A 14,791-nucleotide genomic window follows, 5' to 3' on the forward strand; every position below is an offset into this window, starting at 1 on the left:
CGACGACTACGCGACCGACAACCTGTGGGTGCTGCTGGACGACCAGCGGACCGCCACCGGGGCGATACCGACCGACCAGACATTGCTGGTCGAGCGGTTCCACGACGAGCTGGGCGACTGGCGGGTGATCCTGCACTCGCCTTACGGGCTGCGGGTGCACGGCCCGCTCGCGCTGGCGGTGAGCCGGCGGCTGCGCGAACGATACGACATCGACGAGAAGCCGACCGCCTCCGACGACGGCATCGTGGTGCGGCTGCCGGATTCCGGAGAAAGCCCGCCCGGCGCCGAGCTGTTCGTCTTCGACGCCGACGAGATCGACCCGATCGTCACCGCCGAGGTGGGCGGCTCGGCGCTGTTCGCCTCGCGGTTCCGGGAATGTGCGGCGCGCGCCCTGCTGCTGCCCCAGCGACACCCGGGCCGCCGCTCGCCGCTGTGGCAACAGCGTCAGCGTGCCGCCCAGCTGCTGGAGGTGGCCCGCAAATACCCCGACTTCCCGATCGTGCTGGAGACGGTCCGCGAATGCCTGCAGGACGTGTACGACGTGCCGACGCTGGTCCAGCTGATGGCCGGCATCGCCCAGCGGCGAGTGCGGATCCTCGAGGTGGAAACCGAGCGACCGTCCCCGTTCGCGGCCTCGCTGCTGTTCGGCTACGTGGGCGCTTTCATGTACGAGGGCGACGCCCCGCTGGCCGAGCGCCGCGCCGCCGCGCTCTCACTGGACAGCACCCTGCTGGCCGAACTGCTGGGCCGCATCGAGCTACGCGAGCTGCTCGATCCCGAGGTGGTCGCTGCGACCGGCCGCCAATTGCAACACCTGTCGGCCGACCGGGCCGCCCGCGACGCCGAGGGCGTCGCGGATCTGCTGCGGCTGCTCGGCCCGCTGACCGCCGACGAGATCGCTGGCCGGGCCGGCGTCCCCGACATCGGGGGCTGGCTGGAAGGTCTGCGTGCCGCGCGGCGCGCCCTGACGGTGTCGTACGCGGGCAGCAATTGGTGGGTGGCCGTCGAGGACATCGGCCGGCTGCGCGACGGCGTCGGGGCGGCGGTCCCGGTCGGAGTCCCGGCCAGCTTCACCGAAGAGGTGGCCGATCCGCTGGGCGAGCTGCTCGGCCGCTACGCACGCACCCACACTCCGTTCACGACCGCCGAGGCGGCCGCCCGGTTCGGCCTGGGACTGCGGGTGACCGTCGACGTGCTGAGCCGGCTGGCCGGTGACGGAAGGGTGGTGCGCGGCGATTTCGTCGTCCCGGCAGCAGGGCTGTCGGCCGCCGGAGCCGAACAGTGGTGTGACACCGACGTGCTGCGCATTCTGCGGCGACGTTCGCTGGCCGCGCTGCGCGCTCAGGTGGAGCCGGTCAGCACCGCCGCCTACGGGCGGTTCCTGCCGGCCTGGCACCAGGTGGGCACCACGGAATCGGGGCCCGCCGGCGTCGACCGGCTCGCGTCGGTGATCGATCAGCTGGCCGGTGTGCGGATACCGGCTTCGGCGCTGGAGCCGCTGGTGCTGGCCCCCCGAGTCCGGGACTACTCGCCGTCGATGCTCGACGAGCTGCTGGCGACCGGGGAGGTCACCTGGTCGGGCGCCGGGTCGATCTCCGGCAGCGACGGCTGGATCGTGCTGCACCCCGCCGACTCCGCGCCCCTGACGCTGGCCGTGCCCGCCGAGATCGAGTTCACCGACACCCATCGGGCCATCCTGGACACCCTGGCCGGCGGCGGCGCGTACTTCTTCCGCCAGCTGTCCCGTGACGGGCTGCCCGAGGCCCAGCTCAAGGCCGCGCTGTGGGAGCTGATCTGGGCCGGCTGGGTCACCGGCGACACGTTCGCACCGGTGCGTGCGCTGCTCGGCGGCGGCGCGGCCCCGCGCAAGCGGTCCGCCCCGGCGCATCGGGCGCGTCGCGCGCCGCGGCTGAGCAGCTACAGCGTCGCGCACGCTCATGCCCGCACCACCGACCCGACCGTCGCCGGCCGGTGGTCGGCGCTGCCGGCTGCGGAGCCGGACTCGACCCTGCGCGCGCATTATCAGGCCGAGCTGCTGATGAACCGCCACGGTGTGTTGACCAAGGGCGCGGTCGCGGCCGAGGGCGTGCCGGGCGGCTTCGCCACCCTCTACAAGGTGCTGAGCGCGTTTGAGGACGCCGGCAGATGCCAGCGGGGCTACTTCGTCGAGTCGCTGGGCGGCGCGCAGTTCGCCGTCGCGTCGACCGTCGACCGGTTGCGCAGCTACCTCGACGGGGTTGACCCGGAACGGCCCGAGTACCGGGCGGTCGTGCTGGCCGCGGCCGACCCGGCCAACCCCTACGGCGCGGCCCTGCCCTGGCCGACCGCGGGGGCGGACGGGGCCCGGCCGGGCCGCAAAGCCGGGGCGCTGGTGGTGCTGGTAGACGGCGAGCTGGCCTGGTTCCTGGAGCGCGGCGGGCGGTCGCTGCTGACGTTCACCGACGACCCTGCGGCCAACCATGCCGCGGCCATCGCACTGGCCGATCTGGTCGCGGCCCGCCGCGTCGCGTCGATCCTGGTCGAGCGGGTCGACGGCGTGCCCGTGCTACACCCCGGCGGGCCAAGCTCGACCGCCCTGGCCGGGCTGGTGGAGGCCGGCTTCGCCCGCACACCGCGCGGGTTGCGGCTGCGATGAGCCGCAACGGGTAATGCCCGAGGGTGACACCGTCTGGCACACGGCGGCCGAGCTGCGCAAGCACCTGGCCGGTCGCACCCTGACGCGCTGCGACATCCGGGTGCCACGTTTTGCCACCGTCGACCTCACCGGGCAGGTGGTGGACGAGGTGCTCAGTCGCGGCAAGCACTTGTTCCTGCGGGTCGGGCAGGCCAGCATCCACTCGCACCTGAAGATGGACGGCAGCTGGCGCGTCGGCACCCGGCCGGCGCGAGTGGATCACCGGGCCCGAATCATTCTGGAGGCCGGCGACATTCGCGCCATCGGTATCGACTTGGGCGTGCTGGATGTACTCGAGCGGGCGCGCGACGGCGAGGTTGTCGCGCACCTGGGGCCCGATCTGCTCGGCGAGGACTGGGACCCTGCCCTTGCCGCCGCAAACCTGACCGCCCACCCGGGCCGGCCGCTCGCCGAAGCGTTGCTGGACCAGCGGGTGCTGGCCGGCGTCGGCAACGTCTACTGCAACGAACTGTGTTTCGTCAGCGGACATCTGCCCACCGCGCCGGTCAGCGCTCTGGCCGACCCGCGACGGCTGGTCTCCCGCGCCCGGGACATGTTGTGGGCCAATCGCTTCCGCTGGAATCGGTGCACCACCGGTGACACCCGGGCCGGCCGGCAGCTGTGGGTCTACGGCCGCGGCGGGCTGGGTTGCCGTCGCTGCGGCACGCCCATCGCCTCCGACAACGCCGGCGACCGGGTGGCGTATTGGTGCCCAACCTGTCAGCGCTGAGCCCGACAGCGCGGGCGCCCGGGCCAAGGCGTGAGACCAGGCATTTGTCACTCGTCTGATTGCGACGTGCAATGATCGGCAATACATCGGCCAGCCGTGCCGTCAGCACTTTGAAGCGGGGAGGTTCCAGCTATGGCGACCAGCCAAATGCGTTCGCCCACACCCGTCCGATCACTATTGGCCGGCCCTGTCCTGGTAGTCGCGCTGCTCAGCGTGATGGCACTGGCTACCCCGACCGTGCATGCCGACGCGATCGACAATGCGTTCCTGAACGCGCTCAAGGGCAAGGGCATCAACTTCGCGTCACCGCAAGCCGCGCTCACCGCCGGTCATGAGGTCTGCGATGAACTCGACAGTGGCAGACAGAAGTCCGACGTCGCGAACGACGTGATGAGCAACAGCAACCTGGACGGGTATCGCGCCGGATTCTTCGTCGGTGCCAGCGTCGCCGCTTTCTGCCCGAGGTATCACGCCGGGTAACGGCCGGGCGGCCTGCGCTCACGAGATGGCGTCGATCGCGGTCAACAACCGCGACTTGAACTGTTGCGGAACGGGGATGTATCCGTTGTCCGCCAGGCCGTTCTGTCCGGGTCCCACCGTGCTTTGCAGGAACGCCTTTACGGCCGTGGCGACCTGCGCATCGGGGTACTTCGAGCAGACGATCTCATAGGTCGCCAAAACGATCGGGTAGGACTCGGTCTGATTGGGCCGGTAGAACGAGATGGTGTCGAGGGCGAGGTCGTTGCCCTGCTTGATGAAGAAAGCGCCGGAAATCGTCTTTCCCACCGAGTCTGGAGTGATCGCCACGGGGTCCGGACCGGCCGACGTGATGATCTGGGCCATGCCCACGTGCTGCTCCTGGGCGAACGACCATTCGAGGTAGCTGATCGACCCTTCGGTCCGCTTGACGGCCTCGGCGGCGCCGTCGTTGCCCTTGGTGCCCTCGCCGACGCCGCCCTTGAACGTCTTTCCGGCACCCTTACCCCACGCGCCGTTGCCGGCGGTGTCGAGATATTTCTGGAAGTTGTCCGTGGTGCCGGACTCGTCGTTGCGGAACACGACGTGAATCGGCCCGGGCGGCAACGTGACGCCGGGGTTCAGCGCCTGGATCACCGGATCGTTCCAGGTGGTGATGGCGCCGTTGAAGATCCTGGCCGCGGTCGGGCCGTCGAGGTTCAGCGAAGTCAGGCCGTTGACGTTGTAGGCGATGGCGATGGGACCGAACACCACCGGCAGGTTCCACGCCGGCGAGCCGCACCGCTGTTGCGCCTTGGCGTACTCGTCATGGCTCAACGGTGAGTCGGATCCACCGAAATCGTTTTGGTTGCCCACGAATTCGATGATCCCGGCGCCGGAACCATTGGGCGTGTAATTCAAGGACTGCCCCGGACAGGCTTGCTCGAAGGCCTTGACGAAACGGGTCATGGCGTTGTCCTGGGCGGTGGAACCGCTGGCCTTCAGGGTCGGCTTGCCGCCGCAGGCCACCTTCACCGGCGAAGTGCCCGGCGGTGCGCTTCCACCCGCGCCGTTGTTGTTGCTACCACACGCCGACAACATCGCTGCGGTAATCGCCAGAATAGCGAGCGCGGCGCCAAATCGGTTAATTCTCAATGCAATTTGCTCGAATGGTTCAGACGAGGCAGCACGCCGAACTGCTCTCTTCGTCGCGGCCATGAGGCATAGTAACAACATCGGAATCAAGATCGCCTTTTGGGCGAGGGCGCCCAGGCATCGTCGGACGGCAGCCGGGCGGCGGTTCAATCCCGGCCGTGGGCCAGGAAGAACTGGGCGATGACCTGCGACGCGTCGAATGCGCGCGTGGTGGCGCCGATGACCACCTTGGGCAGATATTGCTTGCCGCCCGGCCAGGTGTGCCCGCCGTTGTCGATCTGATAGAAGACCACTTCGGTGCCGGCCGCGCAGCTGGTGGACGCGAAGCGGTGAACCAGGGTCCCGTCCCCGACGTCGGGCAGCACCCGCGCCGTGGGTGCGCCCTGGCAGCCGTCGGCCGCCCGCCACTTGTCCACCATGCTGTTCGCCGAGATGGAGTGGCTCATACCGCCGCGACCGCGCACGTCGCCGCCGTTGAACGGCACCACCGGATCGGTGGTGCCGTGTGCTTCCAGAACCGACACGGGCCGTGACGGATTACACGCCACGCCCACCCCCAGCGTCCCGGACACCGGCGCGATCGCGGCAAAGAGGTCGGCGCGCTCACAGGCCAGCCGGTTGGACATGAAACCGCCGTTGGACATGCCGGTGGCGAAGATATGCCCGTGCGGAACGCCGAAGTCATTCTGCAGCTTGCTCACCAGGGCGACCAGGAATCCGACGTCGTCGATACGGCGACGGTCGGCCGGCGCCGCCCCTCTCCCGTCGCCCCAGCTCTTGTCATAGCCGTCCGGATAGACCACCAGCAGGTTGCTGGTATCGGCAATGGTGTCGAAGTCGGTGAGGCCCTGCTGGCCGGTCCCGGTCCCGCCGCCGCCGTGCAGGCTGAGCACCAGGCCGACGGGCGGACCCGGCGGCACATGCACCGTGTAGGTCCGGTTCAGGCCACCGTAGGCAAACGTCCCGGACTGATCCCGCGCCGCGGCCTGCACTTGTCGCGCCCCACACCCGGCCAGGCAAACGACGGCAACCACCAGCGACAGCAATCGCGCCCAGGGCATGCCGCCAAGTTACCGACCGCGGTGACGGGCCGATCAGGGCGGGCGGGTGGATTTGCCACACCCCGTGTCGCCCGCACCGAAATCCGACGTCGACGGTTCCCCGACATGCAATGATCGTGCCCCGGGACACTGGTGCTTCGGCTCAACGGGAGGTTCGGCATTGACGCCCACCCAGATGCGTTCGACCAAGCCCGTGCGACTGGCCGAGCTTGTGTTGGCAATCGCTGTGCTCAGCCTCACCGCAGCGACGGCCGCGCCCGCCCGGGCCGACGCCACCGATGACGCGTTTCTGGCGGCGCTGGCGTCCAAGGGCATCAACTTCGAGTCACCAGAGAGCGCTATCGGCGCCGCCCACGAGGTCTGCAACGAGCTCCGCGGAGGTAGGTCCAAGATCGACGTCGCCAACGAGATCATGCGCAGCAGCAACCTCGACGGCTATCACGCCGGCTACTTTGTCGGGGTAAGCGTGCGTGCCTACTGCCCGAACTTCGCCGGGTGATGACACGCGTTCGCTTGACGCGCGATCCCCGATCCGAGCTGGGTAACATCCGATCAACGACAAGCTCGGAGAAGCGTCTGTGATCACGAAGGCATTGTTCAGCGCCGCGATCACGCTCGGTGTTGCGGTAGCGGCAGCAACGCCGGCCAACGCCGACCCCAGCGCATTCGGCGCCCTCAGCTGCAGCTGCGAACAGCTCCCGACCGTCCCGGCGCCGGACGACATCGGTGCCCCGCCCGACGCAGTCGATCAGGGCATCCAAAGCGGTCTGGCCGAGCTCGCAAACTTCCAAGGCGCCCTGAACAGTTAGCCGCGGCCCGTTGAGTTCCACGATCGAATTGATTTCCGCGTGAAGAAATGGGTTGACTGGGCACGAAAATCCCTCCGGGGCAATGCGGCTCGCCGCCTCACACAGCGGCCAAATGCAGGTCACCGCCCGTTAGGAAACCCGACATCTCGGTGTCCTTTTCGCTGCCTATGCTTGTCTGGCGGATGAATAAGGCGTGTCAACTCTCCGGCTACTTGGAACCCCGGTTGCAACAGTCGCCGTAGGCGCGAATTATTAGTTCGCTAGGGAGCTGAAGCCTTCAGCGTTGGGGGCTCGCAGCGTGGCGTCAGTCAAGACATCTCACTTCAGGGAGCATCCGAAATGGTTATCCGCGTTCTGGTTATGGCTGCCGCGCTACTTGGCCCGCTGGGAGCAGTCGCGACCGCCAACGCCGACAGCAACGACGACAAATTCCTGGCAATGCTGCGGTCCGAGGGCATCACCGACCACATATCCGCCTCACACGCGATCGAGGCCGCTCATACGGTCTGCACGAAACTCGACAGCGGCATGTCGCCGGCCGAGGTGGCGGGTGATGTGTTGAACAGCAGTACCATGCCCGCCTACCACTCCGGCTACTTCGTAGGCGCGAGCATCAAGGCATACTGCCCGCAGTACACGCCCGAAGAAGGCAGCAACCCCAGCTGACGGCATATGCCTGAGTTAGCCAGCGTTCGGTCCATGACCGATCTTGAGTCCTAAGCGAAACACAACGGCAACCTGAACGGCTGTCACGCCGGTTATGCTGTAGGGGCGAACGTCCGTGCGTTCTGCCCGACCTCATGCGCAAACCCGGACATGAGCAGCTGGCAACCGATCATCAACGAGCACGGAGAACCGTCTGTGATCACGAAAGCATTGTTCAGCGCCGCGATCACGCTCGGTGCTTGGCTTGCGATAGCATCACCCGCCAACGCCGACCCCAGTGTCTTCGGCACCCTCAGCTGCAGCTGCAGCGACCAGGTTCAGCCAGTCCCGGCTCCGAACGGCGCTGGTGTCGCCGCGCCCAACCCGGTGGACCAGGGAATTGAGAGCGGACTGACTGAACCCCGGCTACACGGTCACCGCTAGCGGCGGCAATCCCGGGTCATCCCGCCGACGGCGGTCGGGGAACAAACGTCCCCTTCAGTTCTAGGCCGATTTCCAGGTCCTCGTACTTCGGCTGCTTGCGCTTGCGCCAACCACTGCCGGCCGAAGAGGTGATCGGTGGTGGCATCAACGGCGGGAGCATGCCGAACCCGTCGTCTCCCGCGGTGAGCGGGGTCGCCGCGGAGGCAAGTTGCACCGGCGTCTGCGTGGCGGGCAAAAGTCCGACTACCGCGGGCGGCGCGCTCAGCCTGCCCAGCGAAACCCCGACCCCCACCGCTGCGGTCGGCGCTGGTGCCGAGCCAAGGGCTTTGACCGCGTTGGACAAATTTGCCGCCGACATTCCCAGGGCCGATTCCCCCTCCGACAGACCCTGGCCGATTTCGGGCGCCACGGACTGCAGGGCCTGGGCCGAGCTGTTCTGCGCCAGGTAGCTGAGCAGGTTGATCGGAAATCCGGACGAGACGAACTGGTTGGCGTAGGTATTCCCCAGTCCGAACCAGCCTTGGTTGGGGTCGAACGTGACGCCGAGCGCCTGCAATATCGCATCTATCGGAGAGACGGGCGGAGCCACCTCGTCAGCGGGAAGCGCCGCGGCTTGAGTCGCCGCCCCGGTCGGATTGGCGATCTGCGGCGGTGTGGTGAACTGCTGCAGGTCGAGAGCTTGTGCCGACGTCGTCTCATAGCGGTACATCGCCGACGCGTTGTTCACCCACATGGTCTGGTACTGGGCTTCGGTTTCGGCGATAGCCGCAAGGTTGCGGCCAAACCCGTTGGTGGCCAGCAACTGTGCCAGCCGAGTCCGGTTGGCGGCCACCACTGCGGGCTGAACCACCTGCGACACAACGGAACTGAAGGCTGTCACGGCGGCCTGCGCAGAGGCGGCAAGCTGCTGGCACTGTTGCGCGGTGGTACGCAACCAGCCGAGATAGGGCTGGACTGCCGAGACCATCGCCGCCGAAGCCGGACCCTGCCACGCCTCACGGAGCGACGACACCGCCGAGGCGTAGATCGGGATGGAATCCTCCAGCCCTGCGCCCAGCTGCTCCCAAGCGCTGGAAGCAGCGAGCAATGATTCCGCGCCGGGACCCGAGTGGATCAGCGCCGAAGTGATCTCCGGCGGCAGCGCTATGAACTCCATAACATCCTAGAATGACTCCAAAGGGAAATTTTGGGGAACATTACGTTGACTTCGCCAGGAAAACCCCAGGAACATTGCGCTTCCCCCGTGAATCAGCCGGTCGCCTCAGTTCGACAACCTCGCCGTCCGACCTAATCGAGCTATGACGACCCCAGATTACGCAATGGCGTTGACCGCAGTCGACAACCTCGGCTTGAACGCATCCGGAATGGGAATGTAGCCGTTGTCCGCCAAGCCATTCTGGCCCGCCCCGATGGTGCTCTGTAGGAAAGCCTTCACCGCCGTACCGACCTGGGGATCGGGATACTTCGAGCAGACGATCTCATAGGTCGCCAGCACGATCGGGTAGGCACCGGGCTGGTTCGGCCGGTAGAACGAGATCGTGTCGAGGACAAGGTCGTTGTCCTTGTTGACGATCCAGACCGAGCCGATCGTCTTGGCCACCGAGTCGGCGCTGATCGCCACCGGATCCGGACCGGCCGACGTGATGATCTTGGCCATATCCAGGTGTTGGGCCATGGCGAACGACCATTCGTTGTAGGTGATCGCGCCTTCGGTGCGCTTGACCGCCCCGGCGGTGCCGTCGTTACCCATGGCGCCCTCGCCGACGCCGCCCATGAACTTCTTTCCGGCACCCTTACCCCATGCGCCTTCGGAAGCGGTGTCCAGGTATTTCTGGAAATTGTCCGAAGTTCCGGACTCGTCGCTGCGGAACACGACATGAATCGGCTCAGCCGGCAGACTGACACCCTTGTTCAGCGCTTGGATCGCACCGTCGTTCCAGGCGGTAATGGCGCCGTTGAAGATCTTGGCGGCCGTCGGTCCGTCCAGAACCAACGACGTCACACCATGGACGTTGTAGGTGATTCCGATGGGACCGAACACCACCGGCAGGTTCCACGCCGGCGAGCCACAGCGTTGCTGGGCAGCGGCGTACTCCTTCGGGTTCAGCGGTGAGTCCGAGCCGCCGAAATCGGTTTGGTTACCCGTGAAGTCGGTAATCCCGGCGCCCGACCCGTTGCCCGTGTAATCCAGCGACTGACCCGAACATGCGTCCTCGAAGGCTTTCACGAACCGGGTCATCGCGTTGGCCTGGGCCGTCGACCCACTGGCCTTGAGCTTCTTCTTTCCGCCGCAACTCACGTTTGCCGGGGGTCCGCCCGGCGCTGCACTGGGCGCACTCGACCTATTGGCTTTATTGTCACTGCCGCAGCCAGACAAGACCAGCGCAATGACAGCCAGGATGCACGGCAAGGCCCTAATTCCTGTGAGTTTCAATTTAGTTTCCTATTAGTTCCCTATTTGCGGTTTGCTGATTGAAAGCTGAACGGCAGGGAGAAACATTACTGCAAATTTCGCGCACCAGACTTTAATGGCAGGTGACATCGAGGCGACCTTATGGTGAATCCAAATGCGGCGAGTTCCCACGTCGGCGAACCGGCAGCGCAACTCGGAGGCACCGCCCGGCCGTTGCGCGGCGAGGTCACCGAGGCACGAAATCGATTCGGTTACTTGTGAATCCGCTAAGGGCCAAGCCGGCCAGGACGATGCACGGGCGTTTCGCGGGTTCCCGGTGACGGACACTATGCGTCGCGCGTCTGGCCGGTAGGTGAACAAAGCATGTACAACTACCCCGATGCTGGAAGTGCGGTCGCCGTGTCGGGAGAATTAGCCCCAAGAAATCCGCCAGTGGCATCTCACTTCAGACTTCAGGGAGCATCCGAAATGGTTACCCGCCTGATAGTAGGTATGGCAGTCGCGTTGATCAGCCTGCTGGCCTCAGTCCCGACCGCTCATGCCGACTCTATCGACGACAAGTTCCTGGCATCGCTGCGAAACGAGGGCATTACCGACCACGTCTCCAGCGCTCACGCGATCGAGGCAGGTCATTTCGTCTGCACGAAACTCGACAACGGCGTATCGGTTGCTGACGTAGTGAACGATGTGCTGGCCAGCAGCAGCATGCCCGCCTACCATTCCGGCTACTTCGTCGGGGCCAGCATCGACGCCTATTGCCCGCGGCACAAGGACGACATTCCGCCGGGATAGGCCGCTCACTCAGAACGGATCTCGCGGTTGCTGAGAAACTCCCGGCGCCGCCCGGTGCGCGGATCGTCGAACTCGATGTGTTGCGCCAGTAACTGCAGTGGCTTGCTGAAATCATCAGCGGGCACGTCAATCACGTTGGGATACAACGGATCACCGATGATCGGCAGGCCCAGCGATGCCATCTGCACCCGCAGTTGGTGGGTGCGTCCGGTGCGCGGTGTCAGCCGGTAGAGGCCGTCCGGCGATATCCGCTCCACCAGCGTCTCGGCGTTGGCCACACCCGGTTCGCAGAATGCCTGCAGCCGGCCGCGGCGTTTGACGATGCGGCTGCGCACCACACGCGGGAGCACCAGTGCCGGGTCGACGGCCGCGCGGGCCAGGTAGGTCTTGCGCACCAGGCCGCGGGCGAACAACGTCTGGTAGGTGCCGCGCAACTCCCGTCGGGTGGTGAACAGCAGCACTCCGGCGGTCAGCCGGTCCAGCCGGTGGGCCGGGCTCAGCTCGGGCAAGTCCAGTTCCCGGCGCAGCCGCACCAGCGCGGTCTGCGCGACGTGGCTGCCCCTGGGCATGGTCGCCAGGAAATGCGGTTTGTCGACCACCACGATGTCCGCATCCTGATACAGCACCGGGATGTCGAACGGCACCGGCACCTCGTCGGGCAGGTCGCGATAGAGGTAGACGCTGGAGCCGGCGGGCAGCACGGTGGTGTCGTCGACCACCGTCCCGTCGGCGTCGACCACCTCTCCGGCGAGCACCTTAGCGCGGGCCGCGGCGCCGAAGCGGGCGGTCAGCTCGGCCAGCACCGGCCCGCCATTCAGCCGCACCCGCGTCGGCCCAAGCGCATCGCGAACGCTGAGTACCGGGCGCTTCATCGAGATCCCACGTAGTGGAAACGGCTCGCGCGCCGCCGAATGCGGTGGGCGTGGCCGCGAGTGCGGCGCGGCTGTCCGACGAGATGCATCGGCTCGGCGTAAAACACCACCTTGGCCAGCTCAACCAACACCAGGTAGATGATCACGAAGCCGCCGAGCACCGCGTAGAACTGCCACGGCAATGGCGTAAAGCCGAAGGTACGAGCCAGCGGCGAAATGGTGAGCAGGAAGCCGGCAGCGACCACCGAAAGGGTGGTGATCGCCAGCAAGGTGCTCGGTCGGCTACGCACAAACGGCACCTTGCGAGTACGGATGACGAAAATGATAAGTGTCTGCGTCGCAAGCGATTCCACAAACCAGCCGGTACGGAACTCGACGGCACCGGCGTGCAGCACGCCCAACATCAGCCCGAAGGTCAGAAAGTCGAACAGCGAACTGATCGGGCCGAAAGTCAGCATGAACCGGCGAATGAAGGCGATGTTCCAATGCGACGGCGCGCGCAGTTGCTCCTCGTCGACCCGGTCCGTCGGGATGGCCAGTTGCGAGCTGTCGTAGAGGAGATTGTTCAGCAGGATCTGGCTGGGCAGCATCGGAAGAAACGGCAACAGTGCCGACGCCGCGGCTGCGCTGAACATATTGCCGAAGTTGCTCGAAGTGCCCATCAGCACGTACTTGATGGTGTTGGCGAAGATCCGCCTGCCCTCGGCCACGCCGGTGGCCAGCACCCCCAAATCCTTTTCCAGCAGCACCACGTCGGCCGCGTCTTTGGCGACATCGGTGGCACTGTCGACCGAGATGCCGACGTCGGCGGCGTGCAGCGCCAGCGCGTCGTTGACGCCGTCACCCAGAAAGCCGACCGATCGCCCGTTGCGCCGCAGCAAGGTGATCAGCCGCGCCTTCTGCTCGGGAGAGATGCGCGCGAAGATGGTTCGGTTACGGGCCGCGTCGACGAAATCGTCGTCGTCCAGCGGCTCGAGCTGCGCGCCGGTGATGGTGCCCTTGGACACCAAACCAAGATCCGCGCAGACCTTTTCGGCAACCCGCGGGTTGTCCCCGGTGGCGATCTTCAGGTCGATGCCAAGGCCGGCCAGTTCCGCCAGGGACTGGCGTGCGGCGGCTTTCGGCTCGTCGGCGAAAACCAGGAAGCCGGCCAACATCAAATCGGATTCGTCGGCGGGGGTGATCCCGGTCAGGTCGGCAGCGGGTTTCACCGCCACCGCGACCACGCGGCGTCCGGCGGTGAACAAGGCCGCCAGGGTCACTTGTGCGACGTCCGCCGTCATCTGGCATCTGCTCAGGATCTGTTCGGGCGCTCCCTTGACGACCAGCACGCGTTTGCCGTTGTCGTCAACCAAAACCGACATCGCCCGGCGCTGATGGTCGAACGGCAGCAACGCGATGCGGTGCGCGCCGCCCCCGACCAGTTGCTGTGGCTGCTCGGACTCCCACAGCGCCGCGTCGAGCGGGTTGGCGCTTACACCGCCCGACTCCGGCTCCACATCGGTGGCCAGCAGCCCAAGACGCCGGACCGACTCGCTGTGCGCACCGGCAGCATCGACGTTGCCGATCAAGCGGATTCGGCCTTCGGTCAACGTGCCGGTCTTATCGGTGACCAAGATGTCGATGTCGCCCAGGTCTTCGATGCACACTAACCGCTTGACGAGCACTTTCGCTTTGGCCAACTGCCGTGCACCGGTCGCGAGGCTGGTACTGACCACGGCGGGCAGCAGTTGCGGCGTAATGCCGACCGCGATGGCCAGGGAGAACAGCACCGAATCGATCAGCGGTTTCCGCAACAGCAGATTGCTGAGCAGGATCACCACCATCAACACCATCGCGACTTGCAGCAATAAGTAGGAGAACCGGCGCAACCCGACCTGGAATTCCGTTTCCGGTTGCCGGGTATCCAAACCTGCTGCGATACGCCCGAATTCGGCATCCGTGCCGGTGGCGTACACCACCGCGACGCCCTCCCCGGCGCTGACGATGGTGCCCATGAAGGCCAGGTCGGTCAGTTCGGCCAGTTCAGCGCCGGCGGGCACCGGTTGGAGCGATTTCTCTGAGCCGGTCGATTCCCCGGTCAGGATGCTCTCGTCGCATTCCAGGCCGCTGACATCGATCAGGCGGACATCGGCCGGCACGGCCTCGCCCAGCGACAGCCGGATCACATCACCCGGAACAAGCTGCGTGACATCGACGGTGACGAATTTTACGTCCCGGCGCACAAAGGCGTTGTGGTGCACCCCGGCGTGCAACTGCGCGGCGGCGCGCTCGGCGCGATATTCATTGGCAAAGCTCAGGCCGATGCTGATGGCCAGGATTGCGCCGATGATGATCGCCTGCATGCTGTCGCCCAGAAAGAAAGAGACCGCCGCGGTGCCGGCCAACAGGATCAGCACCGCGTTCCGCAGTTGACGCGCCAAGACCGCAAGCGCGCTGACCTGATGGGTACGAACTGCATTGGGGCCGTGGCTCGCAAGCCGGGCCGACGCCTGGGTGCTGGACAGCCCGGCGGCCGAGCTGTCCAGCCATCGCAGCACCTCGTCGAGGGACGCCGAGGCGACCTGCGTCGCGTTCAGTGCATGGGAGCCCGGCGCGTCGGCCACCTTGGGCGTCAACGACATCGCAGGACTCTCCCTTCCCGCGTGACTGTCGCGCATTTGTGCCCCGTCCACAAGTGACATAAGCCCTCAGAAGGCCCTCGGTTAACCAAATGTTCTTGCGGCGGCCGCCTGGGGTT

13 protein-coding genes are annotated in these 14,791 nt (G+C 66.2%); 7 read left to right on the top strand and 6 right to left on the bottom strand.

The features are described 5' to 3' along the window. The 3 genes from VML93_RS15075 to VML93_RS15085 all read left to right on the top strand — a co-directional run. On the top strand, positions 1-2,635 hold a 2,635-nt coding region (locus VML93_RS15075), incomplete at its 5' end, for an Lhr family ATP-dependent helicase (RefSeq protein ID WP_422656539.1). A 13-nt stretch (positions 2,636-2,648) separates the two neighbouring features. After that, positions 2,649-3,404, top strand: a complete 756-nt coding sequence (gene nei2, locus VML93_RS15080) for an endonuclease VIII Nei2 (RefSeq protein WP_325611795.1) — start codon at positions 2,649-2,651, stop codon at positions 3,402-3,404. A gap of 132 nt (positions 3,405-3,536) precedes the next feature. Continuing rightward, positions 3,537-3,884: a DUF732 domain-containing protein gene (locus VML93_RS15085; protein ID WP_325611797.1), complete on the top strand. Its 348-nt coding sequence runs from the start codon at positions 3,537-3,539 to the stop codon at positions 3,882-3,884. A gap of 18 nt (positions 3,885-3,902) precedes the next feature. Here VML93_RS15085 and pstS (VML93_RS15090) read toward each other — a convergent pair whose 3' ends face one another. Further along, positions 3,903-5,015, bottom strand: coding sequence for a phosphate ABC transporter substrate-binding protein PstS (pstS, locus tag VML93_RS15090; RefSeq protein WP_325611798.1), 1,113 nt, complete (start codon positions 5,013-5,015; stop codon positions 3,903-3,905). Between the two features lie 146 nt (positions 5,016-5,161). Beyond that, positions 5,162-6,076 (bottom strand): PHB depolymerase family esterase, encoded by a 915-nt coding sequence (locus VML93_RS15095; protein ID WP_325611799.1) that lies wholly within the window; start codon positions 6,074-6,076, stop codon positions 5,162-5,164. Between the two features lie 160 nt (positions 6,077-6,236). On the opposite strand from VML93_RS15095, the gene VML93_RS15100 reads away from it, so the two are divergent. The 3 genes from VML93_RS15100 (at position 6,237) to VML93_RS15110 (ending at position 7,551) form a co-directional block, all read left to right on the top strand. After that, a complete protein-coding gene (locus VML93_RS15100) occupies positions 6,237-6,575 on the top strand; it encodes a DUF732 domain-containing protein (protein ID WP_325611801.1) in 339 nt (112 codons plus the stop codon). A 79-nt stretch (positions 6,576-6,654) separates the two neighbouring features. Next, on the top strand, positions 6,655-6,885 hold the full coding sequence (locus VML93_RS15105) for a hypothetical protein (protein WP_325611802.1): 231 nt from the start codon (positions 6,655-6,657) through the stop codon (positions 6,883-6,885). Positions 6,886-7,224: 339 nt separating this feature from the next. Next, positions 7,225-7,551 (top strand): DUF732 domain-containing protein, encoded by a 327-nt coding sequence (locus VML93_RS15110; RefSeq protein ID WP_325611804.1) that lies wholly within the window; start codon positions 7,225-7,227, stop codon positions 7,549-7,551. A gap of 439 nt (positions 7,552-7,990) precedes the next feature. On the opposite strand, the gene VML93_RS15115 is transcribed toward VML93_RS15110, so the two are convergent. Both VML93_RS15115 and pstS (VML93_RS15120) read right to left on the bottom strand, forming a co-directional pair. Further along, a complete protein-coding gene (locus tag VML93_RS15115; protein ID WP_325611806.1) occupies positions 7,991-9,130 on the bottom strand; it encodes a PPE family protein in 1,140 nt (379 codons plus the stop codon). Between the two features lie 156 nt (positions 9,131-9,286). After that, on the bottom strand, positions 9,287-10,408 hold the full coding sequence (gene pstS, locus VML93_RS15120; RefSeq protein WP_325611807.1) for a phosphate ABC transporter substrate-binding protein PstS: 1,122 nt from the start codon (positions 10,406-10,408) through the stop codon (positions 9,287-9,289). A gap of 447 nt (positions 10,409-10,855) precedes the next feature. On the opposite strand from pstS (VML93_RS15120), the gene VML93_RS15125 reads away from it, so the two are divergent. Further along, positions 10,856-11,179, top strand: a complete 324-nt coding sequence (locus VML93_RS15125; RefSeq protein ID WP_325611809.1) for a DUF732 domain-containing protein — start codon at positions 10,856-10,858, stop codon at positions 11,177-11,179. 5 nt (positions 11,180-11,184) lie between these two features. Here VML93_RS15125 and VML93_RS15130 read toward each other — a convergent pair whose 3' ends face one another. Together VML93_RS15130 and mgtA are read right to left on the bottom strand one after the other, a co-directional pair. Continuing rightward, entirely contained in the window at positions 11,185-12,051 is an 867-nt protein-coding gene (locus tag VML93_RS15130) for a pseudouridine synthase (RefSeq protein ID WP_325611813.1), read from the bottom strand. Beyond that, the gene (gene mgtA, locus VML93_RS15135) at positions 12,048-14,675 is read right to left on the bottom strand and encodes a magnesium-translocating P-type ATPase (protein WP_325611814.1); all 2,628 of its coding nucleotides are present in this window, start codon (positions 14,673-14,675) and stop codon (positions 12,048-12,050) included. Before mgtA ends, VML93_RS15130 begins: the two co-directional genes overlap by 4 nt. Positions 14,676-14,791: the final 116 nt, after the last annotated feature.

Source organism: Mycobacterium sp., from assembly GCF_035499775.1.
Lineage (GTDB): Bacteria > Actinomycetota > Actinomycetes > Mycobacteriales > Mycobacteriaceae > Mycobacterium.

Excerpts from the sequence above, each read along its gene's own strand:
- nei2 (WP_325611795.1), top strand. The coding sequence starts at position 2,649 with ATGCCCGAGGGTGACACCGTCTGGCACACGGCGGCCGAGCTGCGCAAG.
- VML93_RS15085 (WP_325611797.1), top strand. The coding sequence starts at position 3,537 with ATGGCGACCAGCCAAATGCGTTCGCCCACACCCGTCCGATCACTATTG.
- VML93_RS15095 (WP_325611799.1), bottom strand. The coding sequence starts at position 6,076 with ATGCCCTGGGCGCGATTGCTGTCGCTGGTGGTTGCCGTCGTTTGCCTG.
- VML93_RS15110 (WP_325611804.1), top strand. The coding sequence starts at position 7,225 with ATGGTTATCCGCGTTCTGGTTATGGCTGCCGCGCTACTTGGCCCGCTG.
- VML93_RS15115 (WP_325611806.1), bottom strand. The coding sequence starts at position 9,130 with ATGGAGTTCATAGCGCTGCCGCCGGAGATCACTTCGGCGCTGATCCAC.
- VML93_RS15125 (WP_325611809.1), top strand. The coding sequence starts at position 10,856 with ATGGTTACCCGCCTGATAGTAGGTATGGCAGTCGCGTTGATCAGCCTG.
- VML93_RS15130 (WP_325611813.1), bottom strand. The coding sequence starts at position 12,051 with ATGAAGCGCCCGGTACTCAGCGTTCGCGATGCGCTTGGGCCGACGCGG.
- mgtA (WP_325611814.1), bottom strand. The coding sequence starts at position 14,675 with ATGTCGTTGACGCCCAAGGTGGCCGACGCGCCGGGCTCCCATGCACTG.